General features: G+C 67.2%; 13 protein-coding genes and 1 tRNA gene. 10 read left to right on the forward strand and 4 right to left on the reverse strand.

All coding sequences use genetic code 11. The annotated features are described in order from the left end of the window. The first annotated feature begins 251 nt into the window (after window positions 1-251). The 7 genes from KA419_02550 to KA419_02580 all read left to right on the forward strand — a co-directional run bounded on the left by KA419_02550 (window position 252) and on the right by KA419_02580 (window position 8080). The gene (locus tag KA419_02550; protein MBP7864803.1) at window positions 252-1211 is read left to right on the forward strand and encodes an ABC transporter ATP-binding protein; all 960 of its coding nucleotides are present in this window, start codon (window positions 252-254) and stop codon (window positions 1209-1211) included. Then, window positions 1208-2176: an ABC transporter ATP-binding protein gene (locus KA419_02555; GenBank protein MBP7864804.1), complete on the forward strand. Its 969-nt coding sequence runs from the start codon at window positions 1208-1210 to the stop codon at window positions 2174-2176. The genes KA419_02550 and KA419_02555 overlap by 4 nt, the downstream gene beginning before the upstream one ends. After that, window positions 2173-3306, forward strand: a complete 1134-nt coding sequence (locus KA419_02560) for an ABC transporter permease (protein ID MBP7864805.1) — start codon at window positions 2173-2175, stop codon at window positions 3304-3306. The genes KA419_02555 and KA419_02560 overlap by 4 nt, the downstream gene beginning before the upstream one ends. A gap of 8 nt (window positions 3307-3314) precedes the next feature. Then, complete coding sequence (locus tag KA419_02565) at window positions 3315-4442, forward strand: ABC transporter permease (protein MBP7864806.1); 1128 nt, start codon at window positions 3315-3317, stop codon at window positions 4440-4442. A gap of 397 nt (window positions 4443-4839) precedes the next feature. After that, a complete protein-coding gene (locus KA419_02570) occupies window positions 4840-5817 on the forward strand; it encodes a 50S ribosome-binding GTPase (GenBank protein MBP7864807.1) in 978 nt (325 codons plus the stop codon). Window positions 5818-6003: 186 nt separating this feature from the next. Beyond that, on the forward strand, window positions 6004-7143 hold the full coding sequence (gene dnaJ, locus KA419_02575; GenBank protein MBP7864808.1) for a molecular chaperone DnaJ: 1140 nt from the start codon (window positions 6004-6006) through the stop codon (window positions 7141-7143). Window positions 7144-7159: 16 nt separating this feature from the next. Next, window positions 7160-8080: a 50S ribosomal protein L11 methyltransferase gene (locus KA419_02580; GenBank protein ID MBP7864809.1), complete on the forward strand. Its 921-nt coding sequence runs from the start codon at window positions 7160-7162 to the stop codon at window positions 8078-8080. 199 nt (window positions 8081-8279) lie between these two features. Here KA419_02580 and KA419_02585 read toward each other — a convergent pair whose 3' ends face one another. From KA419_02585 to KA419_02600, 4 genes are all read right to left on the reverse strand, one after another. After that, on the reverse strand, window positions 8280-9176 hold the full coding sequence (locus KA419_02585; GenBank protein ID MBP7864810.1) for a class I SAM-dependent methyltransferase: 897 nt from the start codon (window positions 9174-9176) through the stop codon (window positions 8280-8282). Between the two features lie 203 nt (window positions 9177-9379). After that, window positions 9380-9469, reverse strand: a tRNA-Ser gene (locus KA419_02590). Between the two features lie 339 nt (window positions 9470-9808). Next, window positions 9809-10657, reverse strand: a complete 849-nt coding sequence (locus KA419_02595; GenBank protein ID MBP7864811.1) for a hypothetical protein — start codon at window positions 10655-10657, stop codon at window positions 9809-9811. A gap of 120 nt (window positions 10658-10777) precedes the next feature. Then, window positions 10778-12082 carry an ATP-binding protein gene (locus KA419_02600; protein ID MBP7864812.1) on the reverse strand — a complete coding sequence of 435 codons (1305 nt, stop codon included), beginning with the start codon at window positions 12080-12082 and terminating at the stop codon, window positions 10778-10780. Window positions 12083-12522: 440 nt separating this feature from the next. Between KA419_02600 and KA419_02605 the strand changes: the two genes are divergently transcribed. The 3 genes from KA419_02605 (at window position 12523) to KA419_02615 (ending at window position 19601) form a co-directional block, all read left to right on the forward strand. Next, a complete protein-coding gene (locus tag KA419_02605) occupies window positions 12523-15813 on the forward strand; it encodes a hypothetical protein (GenBank protein MBP7864813.1) in 3291 nt (1096 codons plus the stop codon). A 4-nt stretch (window positions 15814-15817) separates the two neighbouring features. Further along, window positions 15818-18418 carry a beta-propeller fold lactonase family protein gene (locus KA419_02610; GenBank protein ID MBP7864814.1) on the forward strand — a complete coding sequence of 867 codons (2601 nt, stop codon included), beginning with the start codon at window positions 15818-15820 and terminating at the stop codon, window positions 18416-18418. A gap of 136 nt (window positions 18419-18554) precedes the next feature. Next, window positions 18555-19601, forward strand: coding sequence for a twin-arginine translocation signal domain-containing protein (locus KA419_02615; GenBank protein MBP7864815.1), 1047 nt, complete (start codon window positions 18555-18557; stop codon window positions 19599-19601). Window positions 19602-19659 lie beyond the last annotated feature (58 nt).

A 19659-nucleotide genomic window follows, 5' to 3' on the forward strand; every position in this document is an offset into this window, starting at 1 on the left:
GGACGGATTTTCAACCACGAAATTCACGGAATACACAAAACCTGAGAGACCTGATCGGGAAAACCCTTCACACCCTGCTGGCTTGCCTTATCGAATTACAGAGGCCGAAGTAGTCGACAAGACGCATGCCTCTTCTTCGTCTTTTCCGAGAATTGATTCCATGCACCTGATTCGTTCGTGTATTTCGTGTATTTCGTGGTTAATCTCTTGTTCCTTTTTCTTCGCTTTCCTGCGGTTGGAAGGTGGGTGAGATGATCCGGTGTGAAGGGCTGACGCGGCGGTTCCGCGATGTCACCGCGGTGGACGGGCTGGACCTTTCCGTGGAGAAGGGGGAGCTGTTCGGCCTGGTCGGGCCCGACGGCGCCGGGAAGACCACCACCATGCGCATGCTGGCGGGGATCCTGCGCCCCACCTCCGGCACGGCCAAAGTGGCGGGCCACGACATCGTCCGGGACCCGGAGGGGGTCAAGGGGAGGATCGCCTACATGGCCCAGCGGTTCGGGCTCTACGTGGACCTCACCGTGGCCGAGAACATCGCCTTCTACGGCGATCTTTACGGCGTCTCCCGGAAAGGGCGCGGGGAGCGGACGGACCGCCTCCTGACCATGGCCGGGATGGAGCCTTTCAAGCGCCGCCGCGCAGGGAACCTCTCGGGGGGGATGAAGCAGAAACTGGCGCTGGTCTGTTCCCTGATCCACTCGCCGGAAGTGCTCCTCCTGGACGAGCCCACCAACGGCGTGGACCCCGTCTCCCGGCGGGACTTCTGGCGCATTCTCTACCAGCTCCTCCGGGAGGGGGTCACGGTGTTCGTCTCCACCGCCTACCTCGACGAGGCCGAGCGCTGTTCCCGCCTGGTACTGCTCCACAAGGGACGCCGGGTGGGTCACGGTTCGCCGGACGAGGTGAAGGGCCTGGTGCGGGGTTCCATCCTGGAAGTGCGCCTGGACGCGCCCCGGCAGGCGGCGGAATCGCTTCGCGCGGCCCTTCCGCCCGGCAGCGTCAACGTCTTCGGTGACCGGCTGCACGTGACGGCCGACGACGCCGCGGAGGGCGAGCGTGCCATCCGACGGGCCCTGGGCGCCCGGCCGGGCAATGTCGAGATCACCGCGGTAGCCCCCTCCCTCGAGGACGTTTTCGTCTCGGTCCTCGCGCGGGAGGGCCTTTCCACCGGCGCCCCGGCACCCGGAGAGGCCGACGGGAGGCCCAAATGAACCCGGCTGCCATCGCCGTCTCGGTCCGCGGCCTCGAGAAGCGTTTCGGCGATTTCGTCGCCGTCAACCGGATCGACCTGGAGGTCCCCGCGGGGGAGATCTTCGGCTTTCTCGGGCCCAACGGCGCCGGGAAGTCCACCACCATCCGGATGCTCTGCGGCCTCCTGGTCCCCTCCGCCGGCGAGGGGTGTGTGGCCGGGTTCGACATCCGCACGGAAACCGAGCGCATCAAGACCCGCATCGGGTACATGAGCCAGAAGTTCTCCCTCTACGACGACCTCACCGTGGAGGAGAACCTCGACTTCTTCGCCGGGATCTACCGGATCCCGCGCAGCAAACGGCGGGAGCGGAAGGAGTGGGCGCTCGCCATGTCCGATCTCCTGGAGCACCGGAACCGGCGGACCTACACCCTGTCCGGGGGGTGGAAGCAGCGCCTGGCCCTGGGGTGCGCCGTGATGCACGAGCCGCCCATCCTCTTCCTCGACGAGCCCACCTCGGGCGTGGACCCCAACAGCCGCCGGAAGTTCTGGGACCTCATCCACGAACTGGCCCTGCAGGGCGTCACCGTCTTCGTCACCACGCACTACATGGACGAGGCGGAGTACTGCGACCGGGTCGCCCTGATCTACCGGGGCGAGATCATCGCCCTGGGCACGCCGGGGGGCCTCAAAACCGACATCATGTCCGACGCCGTGGTGGAAGTGGAGTGCGACCGGCCCCAGGACGCGCTGGACCTCGTGGAGCGCGCGCCGGGGGTGCGGGAGGCGGCCCTCTTCGGCCGCGGGCTGCACGCGGTGGCCTCCGACGTGGAGGAGGCGCTCGCGTCCATCCCGGCGGTGCTGTCGACCGCCGGCCTGGAGACCAAGTGCGTCCGGCGCATCATCCCCTCCATGGAGGATGTCTTCGTATCCCTCATCGAGAGCCGGGACCGGCGGGAACGCCCGCTGGGGGAGGTGAGATCGTGAACCTCCGCCGCCTGGTCGCCGTGGCCCGCAAGGAAGCTCTCCACGTGCTCCGCGACCCCCGGAGTCTGGGTTTCGCCTTCCTGATCCCCATGCTCCTTCTGATTCTCTTCGGGTTTGCGCTCACCCTGGACGTGGACCACGTCCCCATCGTCGTGTGGGACCAATCCCACACGGCCGCGAGCCGGGAACTCGTGGCCCGCTTCGCGGGGTCGCGCTATTTCACCCTGACGAAGCAGGTGGACCGCTACAAGGAGATCGAGCACGACCTGGACACGGGCCAGGCCCTGTGCGCCCTGATCATCCCCCGGGATTACGCCCGGAACCTCGTGAACCGGCGGAGCGCCACGGTCCAGTTCCTCCTGGACGGGAGCGATGCCAACACCGGGTCGCTGGCCCTGGGCTACGCGGAGTCCGTCGTGTCGTCCCAGTCGGAAAGCGTCATGGTGAAGGAGGCCCGCCGCAAGGCCCCCCAGCCGCCGCGCCCCCCCCTGGAGCCGCGCCCCCGGGTCTGGTACAACCCTGACCTGGAATCGCGAAACCTGATTATTCCCGGGCAGATCGCCGTCATCATGGTGGTGCTGGCCTCCCTGCTCACCTCCCTCACCTTCGCCCGGGAATGGGAGAACGGGACGATGGAACAACTGGTCTCGACGCCCGTCACGGGAGCGGAACTCGTGATGGGGAAACTCCTCCCTTACGTGATCATCGGCCTGGCGGACGTGGGGATCGCCATGCTCGCCACGCGCTATGTTTTCGAGGTCACCATGCGGGGGAACGCCCTCCTCCTCCTGGCCCTGGCCTTCGTCTTCCTCGTGGGGGCCCTGGCCATGGGGATGCTCATCAGCATCCTCCTGAAGTCCCAGCTCCTGGCCAGCCAGCTCTCCATGATGGTGACGTACCTTCCCGCCATCCTGCTGTCGGGCCTCGTCTTCGCCATCAAGAACATGCCGGCGTTCGTCCAGTACCTCACCTACCTCTTCCCTGCCCGTTATTTCATGTCGGTGATCAAGGGGATCTATCTGAAGGGGCTCGGACTCGAGGAGATGGGGGGCGAGGTGGTTTTGCTCCTCGTGTTCGCGACGGCCATGGTCCTGCTTTGCATCCTGCGCTTCCGCAAGCGCATCGCGTGAGGTGACCCGTGTGGGAGCGCATCCGGCACATGATCCGCAAGGAGTTCATCCAGGTCCTTCGGGACCCGCGCACGCGAGGCGTCATCTTCGTCCTCCCCATCGTCCAGCTCCTGGTCTTCAGCTACGCCGTGAACACGGACGTGACCCACATCGCCCTGGCGGTGCGGGACGCCGACGGGACCGCCGCCAGTCGAGCCCTCGTCACGCGATTCACCGGTTCGGGCTACTTCGACCGGGTCTTCGATGCCGCCGACGAGCGGGACATCCAGCACGCCATGGACCACGGCTGGGTCCAGGCCACGCTGGACATCCCCCGCGGGTTCGGCGCCGAACTGGAGGGCGGACGCACGGCGGAAGTCCAGTTCCTGCTCGACGGGTCGGACTCCAACACCTCGGGCATCATCCAGCAGTACGCCATCGGGATTCTCGGCGTCTACAACTCCGAGCAACTGAAACTCCGCATCCGCCGCCTGACCGGCGAAGCGCCCGCCGGCGGGGTGGAGTTACGCGCGCGGGCTTTCTTCAACGAGAACCTGGACAGCCGCAACTTCTTCATCCCCGGCGTGATCGCCCTCATGATCACCCTGGTGACCCTGATCCTCACCAGCCTGGCCGTGGTCCGGGAGAAGGAGGCGGGGACCATGGAACAGCTCATGGTGACCCCTATCCGGCCCAAGGAGATCATCATCGGAAAGACGGTCCCCTTCGCCGTCATCGGTTTCGTGGACATCATCCTGGTGACCGTCGTGGGCGTCGCGTGGTTCGGCGTCCCGATCCGCGGAAATCTTCTCCTCCTCGCCGGGGCCACGGTGATCTACCTCCTCTCCACCCTGGGGATCGGCCTCTTCATCTCCACCATCAGCGGGACCCAGCAGCAGGCCCTCATGAGCACCTTCTTCTTCTTCCTGCCCGCCATCATGTTGAGTGGTTTCATGTTCCCCATCGCCAACATGCCGGAGGCCGTCCAGTGGATCACCTACGCCAACCCCATGCGCTACTACCTGGTGATCGTGCGTTTCATCTTCCTGAAGGGGGTCGGTGCGGACCTCCTCTGGCCTTACATCGCCGTCCTGGCCGGGATGGGTTTCGCCACCCTGGGCGCCGCTGTGCTCCGCTTCCGCAAGACCCTCCAGTAGTGCGGCCCTCCGGCCTGCGACGGTGACGTAGCGCGGGGCTCCGTCCCGCGCACGGTCCCGCCGCGGCGAGATCGTCCATCGCCCGGAGGGCGATGGTACAGGGGACGCAGCGCGGCGCTCCGGGCCGCGCACGAGTGGAATCAGCCGGCCTGCGCCTTTGCGTGAGGCCTTTCACACCGATCCTATCCAGCGGCGCCCGGAATGGGTGTATCTTCACCTGTCAAGGCGCCAGGCGAAATGATCGTAGCTATGTCTCACTGAAAAGAAAAGAGATGTGTTTTTGCTCGCTATGTCTTGTTGATAGAGTAGGATTTAGGTAGCATCTGGCACCATTCTCGTTGTCTTGATCGACGGTTTAGGCTATATTTCCATCCGTCAATCTTTTCGGGAGCGATGCATGCCCGCCAACCTGACCCCCCAGTACCTGGACGCCGAGGAACAGTACAAGCGGGCCGCCACCGCCGAGGAAAAACGGGCGGCCCTCGAGGAGATGTACGCCCTCCTGCCCAAGCACAAGGGGACGGAGAAACTCCAGGCGGAGATCAAGAAGAAGCTCTCCCAGCTCAAGAAGGACCAGGAGAGCGCCAAGGGGCCCCAGCGGCACGACCCCACCGCGATCCCCCGGGAGGGGGCGGGGCGCGTGGTGCTGGTCGGCCCGCCCAACGCGGGAAAGAGCGCCCTGCTGCGGGCCCTGAGTTCGGCGGAGCCCGAGGTGGCGCCCTACGCCTTCACCACCCGCTTGCCCGAGCAGGGGATGGCGCCGTGGGAGGACATCCAGGTCCAGGTGCTCGACCTGCCGGCCGTCAGTCGGGAATTCATGGAGAACTGGGTCCCCGCCGTCATCCGGACCGGCGACCTGGCCCTCCTGGTGGCCGACCCGTCCAGCCCCGGCGTCCTGGAGGAGATCGAGGAAGTGGAGACGATCCTCCGGGAGCACAAGGTCTGGTTGAGCCGGTGCGATGGGGAACTCCCCCGGGGCGGCATCGTGGTGAGGGCCCTCCTGGTGGTCAACAAGATCGACCTGGCCGGCCCCGAGAGCGCCCAGGTGGTGGGCGAGTTCTTCGGGGACCGGTACCCCGTCCTTGCGGTGTCCGCCGAAGGCGGAGACGGCGTGGGGGAACTCCGGGCGGCCATCGTCCGGGAGCTGAACATCGTCCGGGTCTACACGAAGATCCCCGGGAAGCCCTTCGTGAAGGAAAAGCCCTACGCCCTTCGGCGGGGGAGCGACCTGATGGACCTTTGCGCCATGGTCCACAAGGATTTTTCGGAGAAGCTCTCCTTCGCCCGCATCTGGGGGACCCACAAGTACGAGGGCCAGCGCGTCAACCGGGACTACGTCCTGGAAGACGGCGACGTGGTGGAACTCCACCTTTAACCACGGATGGACACGGATGGACACGGATGCATTCATCCGTCGTTTGTCTCCCCGCTCTCTCGGGGCAAGGCATCACGAAAGGCTTGACTTCACCCGGTCCCGAGAGGAAAATCCACCGTTTGCGCGCGGGGTGCCGTCACCCCGGCGGCAAGTCCCGGGGGACGTGAGCCCCGCAGGAGGCGAAGGTTGAGCAAGCGAGACTACTACGAGGTCCTCGGGGTGTCGAAAGGCGCCTCGGCGGACGAGATCAAGAAAGCTTACCGACAGATGGCCCTCCAGTACCACCCGGACAAGAACCCGGGGAACAAGGAGGCCGAGGAGAAGTTCAAGGAAGCCGCCGAGGCCTACAGTATCCTGGGGAATCCCGACAAGCGGGCCCAGTACGACCGTTTCGGCCACGCCGGCGTCTCGGGCGGGGGGTTCAACGGCAATTTCGACCCGTCCGTCTTCGGCGACTTCTCGGACATCTTCGAGAGCGTCTTCGGCTTCGGCGACCTCTTCGGCCGCGGTTCGTCCCGCGGCCGCACCCGGGCCCAGCGCGGGAACGACCTCCAGTACGAGATCAAGATCTCCTTCCTCGACAGCGCCTTCGGCACCGAAACCAAGCTGCGAATCCCGGTGATGGAGACCTGCGCGGAGTGCGGCGGCTCGGGGGCCGCCAAGGGGACGGGGCCGGTCACCTGCCCCACCTGCAACGGCGGCGGCCAGGTCCGCTACCAGCAGGGTTTCTTCACCATCGCGCGCACCTGTTCCCACTGCAACGGGGCGGGCAAGATCATCCGCAACCCCTGTCCCGAGTGCCACGGCAAGACCCGTGTCCGGAAGGAGAAGACCATCGAGGCGAAGATTCCCCCCGGGATCTCCACCGACACCCGCCTCCGGCTCCAGGGCCAGGGTGAGGCCGGGGTGCACGGGGGCCCCCCCGGCGACCTCTACATTCTCGTCTACGTGGAGGAGCACCCCTTCTTCAACCGCGAAGGGTCCGACCTCCTGCTGGAGATGCCCGTCTCTCTGGCCCAGGCGGCCCTCGGCACCGACCTGACGGTCCCCACCCTCTACGGGGACGAGCGGCTGAAAGTCCCCGCCGGCACCCAGCCCGACGCGGTCATCACTTTGAAAGGGCGGGGGATGCCCGAGATCGGCGGTGGCCGCCGGGGCGATCTCTACGTCCGGGTCAAGGTGGACGTCCCACGAAAGCTCTCGCGGGAACAGCGGAAGATACTCGAGGATTTCGCCGCAGTCTCGGACAAGGAGATGCAGTCGAGCCAGAAGCAGTTCCTCGGCCGGATCCGGGACAGCGTCCAGCGGCCCCGGAAAGGCAACTGAGGGGCGGGGGGACGGCATGGCGGACCTGCCCGCGGAAGACCTGCTGTTGGAAGTCACCGTCCCGGCCGACGCCGAGGACCTCGCGTCCTGCGTGTTCCTCGACCTGGGCACCCGGGGGGTCCAACCCCTGGCGGGGCCGAGCGGCGGCACGGTCCTGCAGGCCTGGTTCGACGCCGCCCTCGAACCCCAACCGCTGGTGGCCGAAGCGGTTTCCCGACTGTCGGCGTACATCCCCGGCGCCTCCTTCTCACCCCGGTGGTCCCGGGTGCCCCGTCACGACTGGGTGGCCGAGACCCGGCACAACTTCGTGCCCATCCCCGCGGGGGAGCACTTCCTGATTCACGCCTCGTGGAACCGGCCGGACGACCTCCGGGGGCGCCTCCCCATCCAGGTCGATCCGGGGGAGGCGTTCGGCACGGGCTCGCACGAGACCACCCGCCTCTGCCTCACCCTCCTGGAAAAGCACTTCGACGGCGGCTTCCGGCGCGTGCTGGACGCCGGCTGCGGGAGCGGGATCCTGCTCATCGCCGCCGCCCGGTGGCTGGAAAAGCTCCGGGCCGATGGGCGGGCGGGCCGGCCGGGCGAGTACTTCTTCGCCGGCATCGACATCGAGGAGCCCAGCGTGGAGGTCAGCCGGAAGAACCTCGCCCTGAACGGGGTGGAGGTCCCCGCCGACATCCGGCTCTGCGACCTGGAGCACTTCTCGGCGCCCCCCTTCGACTGGGTTTTCGCCAACATCCTCTCCGGGGTGATCCTGGCCAACCGGAAGCAGCTGGACACCCTCCTGAAGCCGGGCGGGCGGATCCTGCTCACCGGGGTGCTGGCTTCCGAGGAGCCCGGTTTCCTGCCGCCCGTCATGGAGCTTGGCTGGGTGTTGCGGGAGCGCGCCCAGGAGGGGGAGTGGGCCGCCTGGGTCTTCGGCAAGCCGCCGGCCTGACCCGGGTCGAAACCGGCGGCTGCGGGAGCGGGGGAATCTCCGCCCCCGGGGTCATGCCCGGCCGGCAAACCCTTTCCCCCGACGCTCAAGCGTTCGACTCCACCCAGCCGCAAAGAACGCAGAGAACACAAAGAAAGATAAGGCTTTACATACACTTTCCTCTTCGTTTCCCGACTTTTTGCGACCGCGTCATCGTTGATTAACGCGTCTGAAACCAGAAAGAAGCCCCGTTGAAGATCGGCTCCCTCCCGACGGCCTCCCCGAAGACCGCCTGCATGGCGGCCGCGCGGGTGCGCGACATGAAGTGGGTGGCGAAGACCACCTCGCACCGCGGGTTGCCGGCCAGGAAGGCGTGGAGGAGGTACTGCTCGGTGTAGAACATCCGCACGTAGACGTCGGGGTAGTCGAAGGGGATGAACACGTCGTGAACGTGCACCAGCACGCCGGGGGGAAGGGACGGGAGGACCCGGCAGTAGAGGAAAGGCAGGTCCCCGCCCCGGCGGCAGACGTGGCTGGAGTCGATGAACAGCAGGGTCCCCGGGCCAGGGAGGTCGGCCAGGAGCGAGCTGTCCTCCACCCGCCGGTACTCGACGGCGTGGGCGAGGTTTTCGACGGCGCGACGGGGGGCGGGGTCGATGACCCGGATCTTCGACGGGAGCCCCAGGTGGTCAACGGCCGCCCGGGCGACGGCGGTGCTGTAGCCCGACCCCACCTCGGTGACGGCCGTCGGCCGGAACCACCGGATCATGGCAGCGTAGAGCTCGGCGTCGGGGGTGGGGTAGAACCCGTTGTGAATCAGGCCGCGGGCGGCGTAGTCGACCCCCCGGAAGCCGGGGTTGATGCCGGGGTCGCCCCGCAGCCGCGCGAAGAGGCGGCGGCAGTCGTCGTCCCCGAGCGGGCCGAGAAAGGCCGCCATCTTCTCCGCGTCGAGGAGGAGGCCCTCGTCGCCCGACCGGTACCGGGGGGCCAGGCCGTCCTCCTCCCGGAACCCGGGGGGGATCAGTTCGGACCGGAGGGTGTCCAGGAGGCGGAGGTCCGCTTTCGACAGGAAGCGCAGGCCGGTTTTGCGGGCGATACGGTTCCAGGTGCTGCTCACGTTTGATGCTCCCGCAATCAGTCGCCAACTGGATATTTCCCGCGAAAAACGCCAATTGACGCGAATAACGAATACAACTAAATGAAAGGACTTGTGATATTCCGATTCGCGAAGATTCGCGGGTGTAAACAGACTTTTTTCACGGCCGCCCTCTTCGAGGCCCCCTAAAAAACGGGGCCGGCGCACGCGGCGCCGGCCCGGGGTGGCGGAGAGGGCGGGATTCGAACCCGCGGTAGAGTTGCCCCTACACACGCTTTCCAAGCGTGCTCCTTAAACCGCTCGGACACCTCTCCGGGAAAAATCGAAAGAACCATCGGCCCAAGAACGCCGGATTCTACCCGCTCGGCACCTTGAAAGCAACGGTTTTTTACTGAGCCGCTCATATTCCCTCCCCCTCTTTCCCGAAGAACGCGACGTGAACCCTTTTTTCCTCTGCGGAGTGCGGCGCGCAGGCTGCCGGAGCGCCGCTTTGAACGCGCCGCGCAGGCTGCCGGAGCGGCGCGGTCCGGTCCCCCCAGACAGCGGGCCACCCCGAACCGCCTGGACACGGACTGCGTGGAAGCCCTCTGCTCGTGCCTCCCCGAGGTGGAGGCGATCCAGCGGCGGTTTTTCGACCCCGAAGCGCCCGGGGTCTAAGCACGGAACGCCTTCGTCACGAGCACGGCGAGGAGGACGAGGGTGCACAGCGTGGAGATCAGGGCGAAGAAGGTGACGCCGGTGAGGAGCCGCAAGCGGGTGAGGGAGTGCGGGAGGACCGGAACGCGACGGCCGGGAAGGCGGGGAAGGGCCTGCCACTGGTGCCGGACGCTGCGCCAGGCGGCCAGGGACCACAGCACGAAGGTGGCCAGCCACCCCAGGAGGGCGGGGGTTTTCCCACGGGCGCCGCTGCTCAGGGACATGCCGAAAATTGCGCAGAGCGGCGCGAGGATCAGAACCCCGAGCAATTGAACGGTGGGGTCGGCAAGCATCCGGGAACGCCGCCGCCGGCCCGCTCGGACCGGCCGGGATTGAGCGGCCGTCCCGCCGGAGGGCGGTTCGGGGATGCCGCCCGCCGGCGGCGGTGCGAGCCCGGGCAGGGGGGGGGCCGGGGGCGAGAGAGGCGGCGGGGCAGGCGCTTCGCCCGGGACCCCGTTCCGTTGCAGCACTCGTTTTCGAACGGCCAGGAACTTCAGGCGGTAACGACAGACCGGGCAGAACCAGTCGAGCGCGAGGGTGGGATTTTCGGCTGGCCCGATCAGCTGCTCCTCGGTGAGATCCATCTCCCGGGAGGGCGGAAATCCCCAGTAATCCGGGAAGAAAGAGCCAAAGTCGGCGTCACAGAAGTCGCAGAGCACCATCCGCTCGCCGGGGAAAACCTCGTACTCGGCGTAGGTGTGCGCACCCTGGCGGAACTCGTCCAGCTCGCGCGGCGCATGGCCGCAGACGAAGCAGGGCGCCATCTCCCGCCGCTCCATCTCCGACCGGCAGATCGGGCAGTGCATGGGTTCCTCCGCCGGGTCCCGGCTTCTCCGGGACTCGCGGCCTGTTGTACCTGAATCCGCTGCCTGTTGGCCAGAGAAAACCAACGAAGGCGACCCCGACACCCGACGCCCCGGTTCCCGTCATTCCGACAGGAGCCAGTCGACGGCGGAATGGACCTTCACCCCGGCCGGGGTCTCCTTCACCGCTTCGGGAAAGAGGGTCACGAGGCGGAGACCGGCAGCGGGCAATTCCCGCGCACCGGCCGAAAGGGCCCGCAGCTCTCTGTCAACCGTCCCGGGGTCGTCCGGGTCGGCGCAGACCTGGATCAGTTCCTGGCGTCCGTCGGGAAACCGGGCCAGGAAATCGACTTCGTACCCTTCGGGCGATTTGGCGTACGCCAGTTCGGCGCCTCGTCGATCGAGCGACAACAGTACGGCCGTCTCGAGGGCGTGCCCGATGTTCGCGCGTCCGGACCGGTCGAAAACAGGGATGAGCCCCGGGTCGATGGGATACACCTTGCGCGGGTTCACCCTGCGCTGGCGTTCGGACGTGGAGGCGATGCCGATCGTCCGGACCAGGAAGGCGTCCTCCAAATGGGCTAAAAACGCGTGCAGCGTGTCTTTCCCAACGGAGATGCCCTGCGAACGCATGTCGTTGGCGTACTTGTTGATGCTGAAAAGTCCCGCGGCGTTGCCCAGGAGTTGCCGCGTCAACCAGCGAAGCGCGGTGGGTTGTGAAACGGCGTGGCGCTCCACCACGTCCCGGAACAGGGCCACGTCCACGTACCCCCGGAGGAGCTCGAAACGGTCCCGCCCCGTCAGGCCCTGCGCTTCGGGGAACCCTCCCGAAGCGAGATAGGCCGGAAGCTTGTGGTTCAGCGACGACAGCACGGCCTTGGACAGACGTTCCGTCCCGGCCTCGGGCTCTTTCCCGTGATGGCGCAGGTACTCGCGGAAGCTGAAGGGGTGAACGAGGGCCTCCATGGACCGCCCCCGCATGCTCGTCGCCACCTCGCGACTGAGGAGGCGCGCCGAGGAGCCGGAGAGGAACAGTTCGATGTTCTCGGTGTCCAGGAGCCGACGGACGAAGGTCTCCCAGCCCGGCACCGCCTGGACCTCGTCGAGACAGAAGAGGGTCCGGTCCCGGTCCCTTCCCTCGGGATACAACCGGAAGAATTCATCCGCCACCCAGTGGAGATCGTCGGCCGTCATCCCCGCCAGGCGGTCGTCCTCGAAGTTGAAGAGGAGTGTCCGCTCCCGGCCGGCGCCCTGCCGGGCGCGATCGGCGATGACTTGCCAGAGAAAGCAGGTCTTTCCCGTGCGCCGCATTCCGATGACCGCGATCGCCTTGCCCGGGACGACCGGGAGATGGACGTCCCGTCGGGTGATCCCCGGGAAAGGCGCCTCCTGGAAATCGATGATCTTTTGTCGGACGATGTTGCGCATTTATCCTTTACCTGAAGATAAAATACCTATTATTTGTCCTTCTGTCAAGGATAAATCGTTCTCATGTTATCTTCCTGTTGCGGATATATGTTTCCGGGGCTTGCGCAGCGGGCGGTTGAGAGCGGGGACGCCGGCATCCTGCCGGAATTTGTCCATTGAACCCAAAGGGGTTGCCGGCAGGGATGACGGCGCTCTGTTAATTTTTTACGCGTCCGTCGAAGGTCTTTGTCCGTGGGCGGCGGCGCGGGCGTGGTTGAGGGCGGGGAGGCGGGCGAGGACCGACTCCCGCCGGGCTTTTCTCTTGAATTGCCCCTTCCCGTCGGGTATTGTAAGGCGGTGTTTGGCTCCATCGTACGTCGTCCGCCGGCCCGAAAGCGACCCTGTCGGGGAGACACATGAAAAAGCCGGGGCGCCCGCCTTGCACCCTGAATATGTTGAGGATGGCCGTACTCTGCCTGTTGTCGACCCTGGCGGGGCCCTGCGCCCTCCTCGCCCTCGACCCCCACCGGGCGGTCACCCAGTACATCCTGGAGACCTGGACCAGCGAGAACGGCCTGCCCCAGAACACCGTGCACCGGATCCTGCAGACCCGGGACGGCTTCCTCTGGATCGGCACCGAGAGCGGGCTGGTCCGCTTCGACGGGATCGAGTTCAGGCTCTTCAACCGGGCCAACACGCCCGCCCTGAGCCGCAACAGCATCCAGGGCCTGTACGAGGACCGCAAGGGGACCTTGTGGGTCGGCAACGACGGCGGCGCCTGCTGTTACGCCGCGGGGCGTTTTTTCGACACGCCCGCCACGGTGCAGCTCCGGGACAAGCCCGTCACGTCCTTTTTCGAGGACGCGACGGGCACCCTGTGGGCGGTGGGGCGGCACGCGGTCTACCGTCTCCGCTCGCTGTCGGCCCAGGCCTTCCCCGTCCCCATGCGGTTGACGTCGACCTCCCTCCACCAGCGGCAGGCGGTCAACGTCCTTTTCGAGAACGACGGGGGAGTGCTCTTCGCGGGCACCAACACGGGGCTTTTCCGCCTGGAGGGCGGGCGGTTCCGGCCGGAACCCGGCTTCGAGACGACTCCGGTGCGCATGGCCTTCCGCGACCGGTCGGGGACCCTCTGGATGGTGTCGGGCGGCGGCAACTGGCACCGGGTCGCCAGGGGCGGTTTCGAGCCCGTGGTCCGCCCCGGCGGCGAGGGCCTGTCGCCCGGCTCCTTCATCAGCGCCGTGGTGGAGGACCGGGACGCCAACCTCTGGGTGGGCACGGCCCGGGACGGGATCCGGCGGATCCACGGGGGGGCCCTGGCCCGCCTGACCGGGCAGGAGGGGCTCAACGACAACTTCATTCGCTGCCTGTACGAGGACCGGGAGGGGAGCCTCTGGATCGGGACCCACGGCGGGGGCCTGACCCGCCTCAAGGACGGGAAGCTCTCGGTCCTGGGCCGCCCGGAGGGGCTGCCGGACGAAATGACCTGGTGCGCCCTGGAAAGCCGTTCCGGTCACCTCTGGGTCGGCTCCGAGGGCGGGCTCACCCGGTTCGACGGCAGCCGGTGCGAGACCTTCGACCTTTCGCGGGGCCTGTCCAACAACAGCGTCCACTGCCTGTACGAGGACCCCGCCAGGACACTCTGGATCGGCACCTGGAGCGGTGGGCTCAACCGGATGGAAACGGGGGGGAGAATCACCCCGGTGGTGCTTCCCGGCCTGTCCTCCGGCGAGATCCTCTCGTGCATCGTGCCCTCCCGGGACGGCTCCCTATGGATCGGCACGCGCGGCGGGGGACTCAAGCGCCTGCGGGACGGGGTCATACAGGCCTGGACGACCCGAAACGGCCTCTCCTCCAACGATGTCCTGGCGGTGGCGGAGGACCGGGACGGGACCCTCTGGGTCGCCACCGACGACGGGTTCGACCGCTTGGCCGACGGCCAGGTCCGACCGGTCGGTCAGGAACCCTGGAAACTGCACCTGCGGAGCCTCTTCCTCGACCGGGAGGGCACCCTGTGGGCCGGGACGAACCAGTACGGCCTGGTGGGCATCCGCGACGGCCAGGCGCGCGTCTACGGCGCCGCCCAGGGCTTCACCGAGGACCCGGTCACGGCCATCATCGACAACGCGGCGGGGGATACGCTCTGGGTGTCCACCTTCAACGGGATTCATGCGGTGCTGCGGAAAGACCTCGACGCCCTCGACGCGGGGCTGCTCTCCCGACTCCCCTGCCGGGTCTTCGGCCCCGCGGACGGGATGCGTAACCGCGAGTGCAACGGCCTGTCCCACCCCCCGGCCTGCCGGTACCGCCTGGGCCGGCTCTGGTTCCCCTCGGTTTCGGGCGTGGTGATCGTGGACGAGCGCTTCATGAAGCGCAACCCGGTGCCGCCGCCCGTCTCCATCGAGACCGTCACCGTGGACGGGGAGCACCACCCGGCGGAGGGCACGCCGGAGTACCCCCCCGGCGTGGGGTCCCTCGAGTTCCACTACACCGCCCTGAGCCTGCTGTGGCCTCACCAGGTGCGCTTCAAGTACCGCCTCGAGGGGTACGACGCCGGGTGGGTCGACCCGGGGGCCCGCCGGGACGCCTACTACACCAACCTGCCGCCGGGCCGGTACACCTTCCGGGTCATCGCCTGCAACAACGACGGGGTGTGGAACCAGGCGGGGGCGGCCTTCTCCTTCTACCTCCGGCCGCGGTTCCACCAGACCGTGGGGTTCCAGGCGCTGGTGGTTCTCGCCCTTGCGCTGGGCGCCTGGGGGATGCTCCACCTGCGGGTCCGCCACCTCAAGGCCCGCAAACGGGAGCTGGAGGAGCGGGTGACGGAGCGCACCGAACAACTGGCCGAGGCCAACCGGAAACTCCAGGAACTGGACCGGATGAAGACGGACTTCCTGAACATGGCGGCCCACGAACTCCGGACCCCGCTCACCTCCGTGGTGGGCTTCGCCAAGATCGTCCGGAAAAAGCAGGAGGAACTGCTGGCGCTGGTCCCCGGGATCGAGGCCGCCCGCAACCCGCGCAGCCTGGCCCAGGTCCGGGGCAACATGGACATCATCGTCTCGGAGGGGGAGCGCCTGACCCACCTCATCAACGACCTTCTGGACATCGCCAAGCTGGAGGCCGGCAAGATCGAGTGGCGCATGGAGCGGCTCGAGGTCGGGGAACTGGTGCGCCACGCCGTGGAGTCCACCTCGTCCCTGTTCGAGCAGTACCGCCTGTCCGCGGAAGAGCGGGTGGACCCCGGCCTGCCCGCGGTCCGGGGGGACCGCGAACGCCTGTTGCAGGTCCTGCTCAACCTCCTCTCGAACGCCGTGAAATTCACGCGGGAAGGGGAGCGGGTCACCGTGGAAGCCCGCCTGGCGCATGAGCGGGTGGAAAAGGCGGCGGCCGGCCCGCCCGGGACCGTCTTTTCCGAAAGCGGCGGCGGGGAGCCCCCCGACGAGGCCGGCGGGAACGGGCGCCGCCGGGTGGTGGTGTCCGTCCGTGACCGGGGCGTCGGCATCGCCCCCGAGGACCTTCCCGCCGTTTTCGAGAAGTTCACCCAGCTGGGCCCGAACCGGGAGGGCGTTTTGCGGGGCACCGGGCTCGGCCTCACCATCAGCCGCCAGATCGTCGAGCACCACGGCGGCCGGATCTGGGTGGACAGCACTCCCGGGCTGGGAAGCGTCTTCTCGTTCTCCCTCCCGATCGAGACGGAACCCGGGCCGACCGGCTTGCCTGACCCCGGCATCGCGGCACAAGAGAGGTAAACCAATGACAAACCTTGACATCCTGCTCGTCCGAACCCTCGTTCGGACCCGTGGCCCGGCCTGTTTCCCATGGGTGCTTCTCCTGGTTGCCGGGCTCGGCGGTCTGGCGGGGGCCCAGGTCCCCGTCGGGCGGATCGACCTCCCGGGCAGGGACCTCGGCGGGGTCCTGGTTCATGCCCCGACCGGCCGGGTCTGCGTGTACAATGCCACGGACGCGAAGGTCCACCTGTTCGACGGGCTCACGCTGGGAGCGGTGGCGACGGTTTCCGACGTCGGGTCCATGAACGGGATGCTGCTTCACCAGGGGGCCGGCCGCCTTTTCATCAGTTCCATGGCCGGCCGGGAGGTCACCGTCGTCGACCTCGCGTCCGCCCAGGTGGTCGGTCGGGTTCCCACGACCCAGTATCACCTGATGGCCCTGGACGAGACCGCGGGGTACCTTCTCCTGCTCGATGAAAACCACCTTCAGCGCATCGACGTGAACAGCCTGTCGATTTCCTTTCTCGAAGGCCTGACGGCCAACGTCTTCTACATGGACCTGGCCGTCAACCCGGCGACCCATGAACTGTTCATCGGCAACGCGCTGTCCGGTTACCTGGAAGTGGTGGACATCCTCAGCTTCGCCCGGTCCAGCCTGACCTACGACGGCGTGCGCAGCTGCGGGCCGGCGGTCGGCATAAACCCACTGCGAAACAAGGTTTGTATCTCGACCGGCATGGGGGTCCATGTCCCTTTCATCCTGTTCGACCGTGCGGCCGGAAGCTCCCGGCTGCTGTACGCGGACAACGACAACCTCCGCTTCTTCTATCACCCGGGGATGGACGCCCTGTTCACCTCGGTGGAAGTGAACAATATCTGCACCATCCTGCGGGGAGCGGACGACGCCTTCTTCAACCTCCCCATGCAGGGGCCGATCCTCAACCTGGCCTTCAGCCCGTCCACCGGTCACGTCTACTTCGCCGGCGCGTCCTTCCTGGGCTTTTACGACCCCTCGAGCGACTTCCTGGCGTTGATTCCCCCCGAGGGGACCCCCCCGGGGGGCGCCGCCGTGTTCGAAGCGGATGCCGGCGCGGCGCCGTCCCCGGCCATGGCGCCGACCCCCTCGACGGCCCCGGCCGCCGACCCTCCCGAGTTGGACCTGGACCCCGTCACGGGCCGGGTCTTCTTTCTCCGGAACAACGCCGTGCACGTCTTCCAGGACACCGACGCCCCCGTTCGCCCCCCCTTGATCATCCTGGATTCGCACTACTCCATCTGGGACCCCGTCAGCCGCACGCTGAGGTCGACGCGAACCGGTTCGGAGGGGTTCGGCAACGGGTCGGCGGTTCGCCCGGGCACCGGCCGGGTCTACATCCCCGAACAGGCCTGGGGCCGTGTCGGGATCTACACCGGGTGCGGCCCTTACGCCCGCATCGGTTACCTTCCCTGCGGCGGCCAGGGCCCCTCGACCCTGGCGTTCGCCCCCGACGGCTCCCGCCTGTACGTGGTCAACGAGAATTCCGACAGCGTGGGCGTCATCGACCCGGACCAGGGGACCGTCATCGCCGCCATCCCCGTGGGGGACCTTCCCGCGGGGATCGCCGTGCACCCGGACGGTACGCGTGTCTACGTCGCCAACAACTGGGGAAAGTCCGTGTCGGTGATCGACACCCGTTCCCTGGGCGTGACGGCCACCATCTCCACCGCCCCGCCCGGCCAGCCCTACGCCGGGTACCCGCGCGGCGTGGCCGTCACCCGGGGCGGCGCCCGGGTCCTGGTGGTCAACGAAAACCCCTCCTCGCTGGCGGTCATCGACACGAAAACCAACACCAAGCTCGGCCACGTCTCCCTGGGGGGAAGTGCCAGCTCCCAGCACCCGTCCTGGATCGCCCTCACGCCCGACGGGGAAACCGCCTACATCACCAATCTCTTTTCCAACACCGTCTCCGTGGTGGACGTCAAGGGGCTGACGCTCAAGAGCACCCTGACGGTCGGGACGAACCCGACCCACCTGGCAGTTCTTCCGGACGCCAGTGAAGTGTGGGTCTACAACGAAAACTACGCCGGGCTTCCCTCGCTTTCCATCGTCAAGCACCCCGAAGGAACCGTCGCCGCCCTGACCCCTTACACCAACCACTGGATCGGCCAGGGATTCGCCGCCCCCGACCCCTACAGCCGCGTCCAGGGCCTGGTGGAAACCGCGCAGGGGCCGGCGACGGCCGCCGCGGTCCGCCTTTCCCCCCGAGTCGGGGCCGACCGGACGGTGAACACCGACCTTCGGGGGGAATACGCCCTGGCCGGATTGCCCGTCGGTGCCGGGGATGTCCGGGTGACCCTGCCGGGGCACACCGCCCGGAACCACTTCGACCTCACCCTCGGTCTCGGGAGGACCCTTTTCTTCCCCGACAAGCTCTCCGTGCAACCGCTCCCGGGCGACCTCGACGAAACCGGGGAGGTTGGGCTCGCCGACCTGGTCCTGATGGACCTTTACCTGGCCGGGAACCTCACCCCGGGGCAGGGTCGTTTCACCGCCCCGCTTCAGGCCGGGGACCTCAACGGCGACGGATTGCTGAACGCCGCGGACCGGGGCTTGCTGGCCGACCGGCTCAGTGCCTCCGGGAATTGAAACGGGGCGCCGGGGGCGCTGCGCGAGGCGAACAGCGGGCCCCCGTGGAAAACCGGAAACAAATGCACCGCATTCCAGTATGATTTAGGGAATCCTCGAGGCCACCGGCCGCCATGTCTTTTTCGTGGAGGAAATCGTGGTCAAGAAAAGCAGCCCGTCGGGCACCGACCGCCGGGACTTCCTCAAGCAGCTCGCCGCCGCGGGCCTGGTCTTGTGCGTCCTGCCGGGAGAGGCCCTCCCGCGGCCGGAGAATGCGCCCGCCGCGCCCGCCCCCGCGCCCGCCGCCGGGGCCATCCGGTACCAGTACCGGACCGTCTCGGTGAAGCACCTCCCCGAGCTGGAGGCCTGGTTCACCAAGCTCAAGCAGGAAAAGCGGATCAGCGACCACCCCATCTTCCGGAAGTGGATCGACGGCTTCGTCTTCAAGGCCCCCGAGAAGATGCCCGGCGCCCGGTCGCTGGTGGTGACCTCCCTGCCGCAGAAGATCGGGTCCGTCACCCTCAACCGGGAGGGGAAGCGCTACACGGTGATCGTCGCCCCCGGTTACGTCGATGACGGCATCACCTTCCCGGTGTTCCAGGAGACGCTGTGCCGTGACGTTTTGAAAAAGCCCGGCTCGCCGCTGATCTTCGCGCGGCTTCCCCTGAAAACCCTCGCGGTCCGCTGCGGCCTGGCGGAGTACGGCCGGAACAACGTGACCTACGTCAAGGGGTACGGCAGCTTCCACCAGCTGCTCGCCTTTTACACCGAGGTGGAGTTGCCGGACCAGTGGCGGCCGCTCAAGCAGATGGCCGTCTGCAAACGGTGCGGTCTCTGCTCCGACACCTGCCCGACGAAGGCGATCCGCAAGCCGGAGTTCGTCATCGACGCCGGTAAGTGCATCTCGCTCTACAACGAGATCCCCGATCCCATGCCCGACTGGATCGACCCCAAGGCGCACAACGCCCTGGCGGGGTGCATGAAGTGCCAGTACCAGTGCCTCGGGAACCGCGGGCTGACCGGCGACGTGGACAACGTCGGGGAACTGACCGAAGCCGAAACCGGCCTGCTGCTGGAAGAGCGGCGGGACGCGGCGATGGAGGCGGTCATCATCGAGAAGCTGAAGCGGCTGCCCATCGTGAAGAACATCCCCTACGTCTCGCGGAACCTGAAGCTGGCCTTCGCCAACTGCACGCCGATGTGAGGGCGGGAAGGTTATCGCGCCAAAGGACGAAAGGACCCAAAGGACCAAAACGACCCAA

The sequence above is a fragment of the Acidobacteriota bacterium genome (assembly GCA_018001935.1).
In the GTDB taxonomy this organism is placed as follows: domain Bacteria; phylum Acidobacteriota; class JAAYUB01; order JAAYUB01; family JAAYUB01; genus JAGNHB01.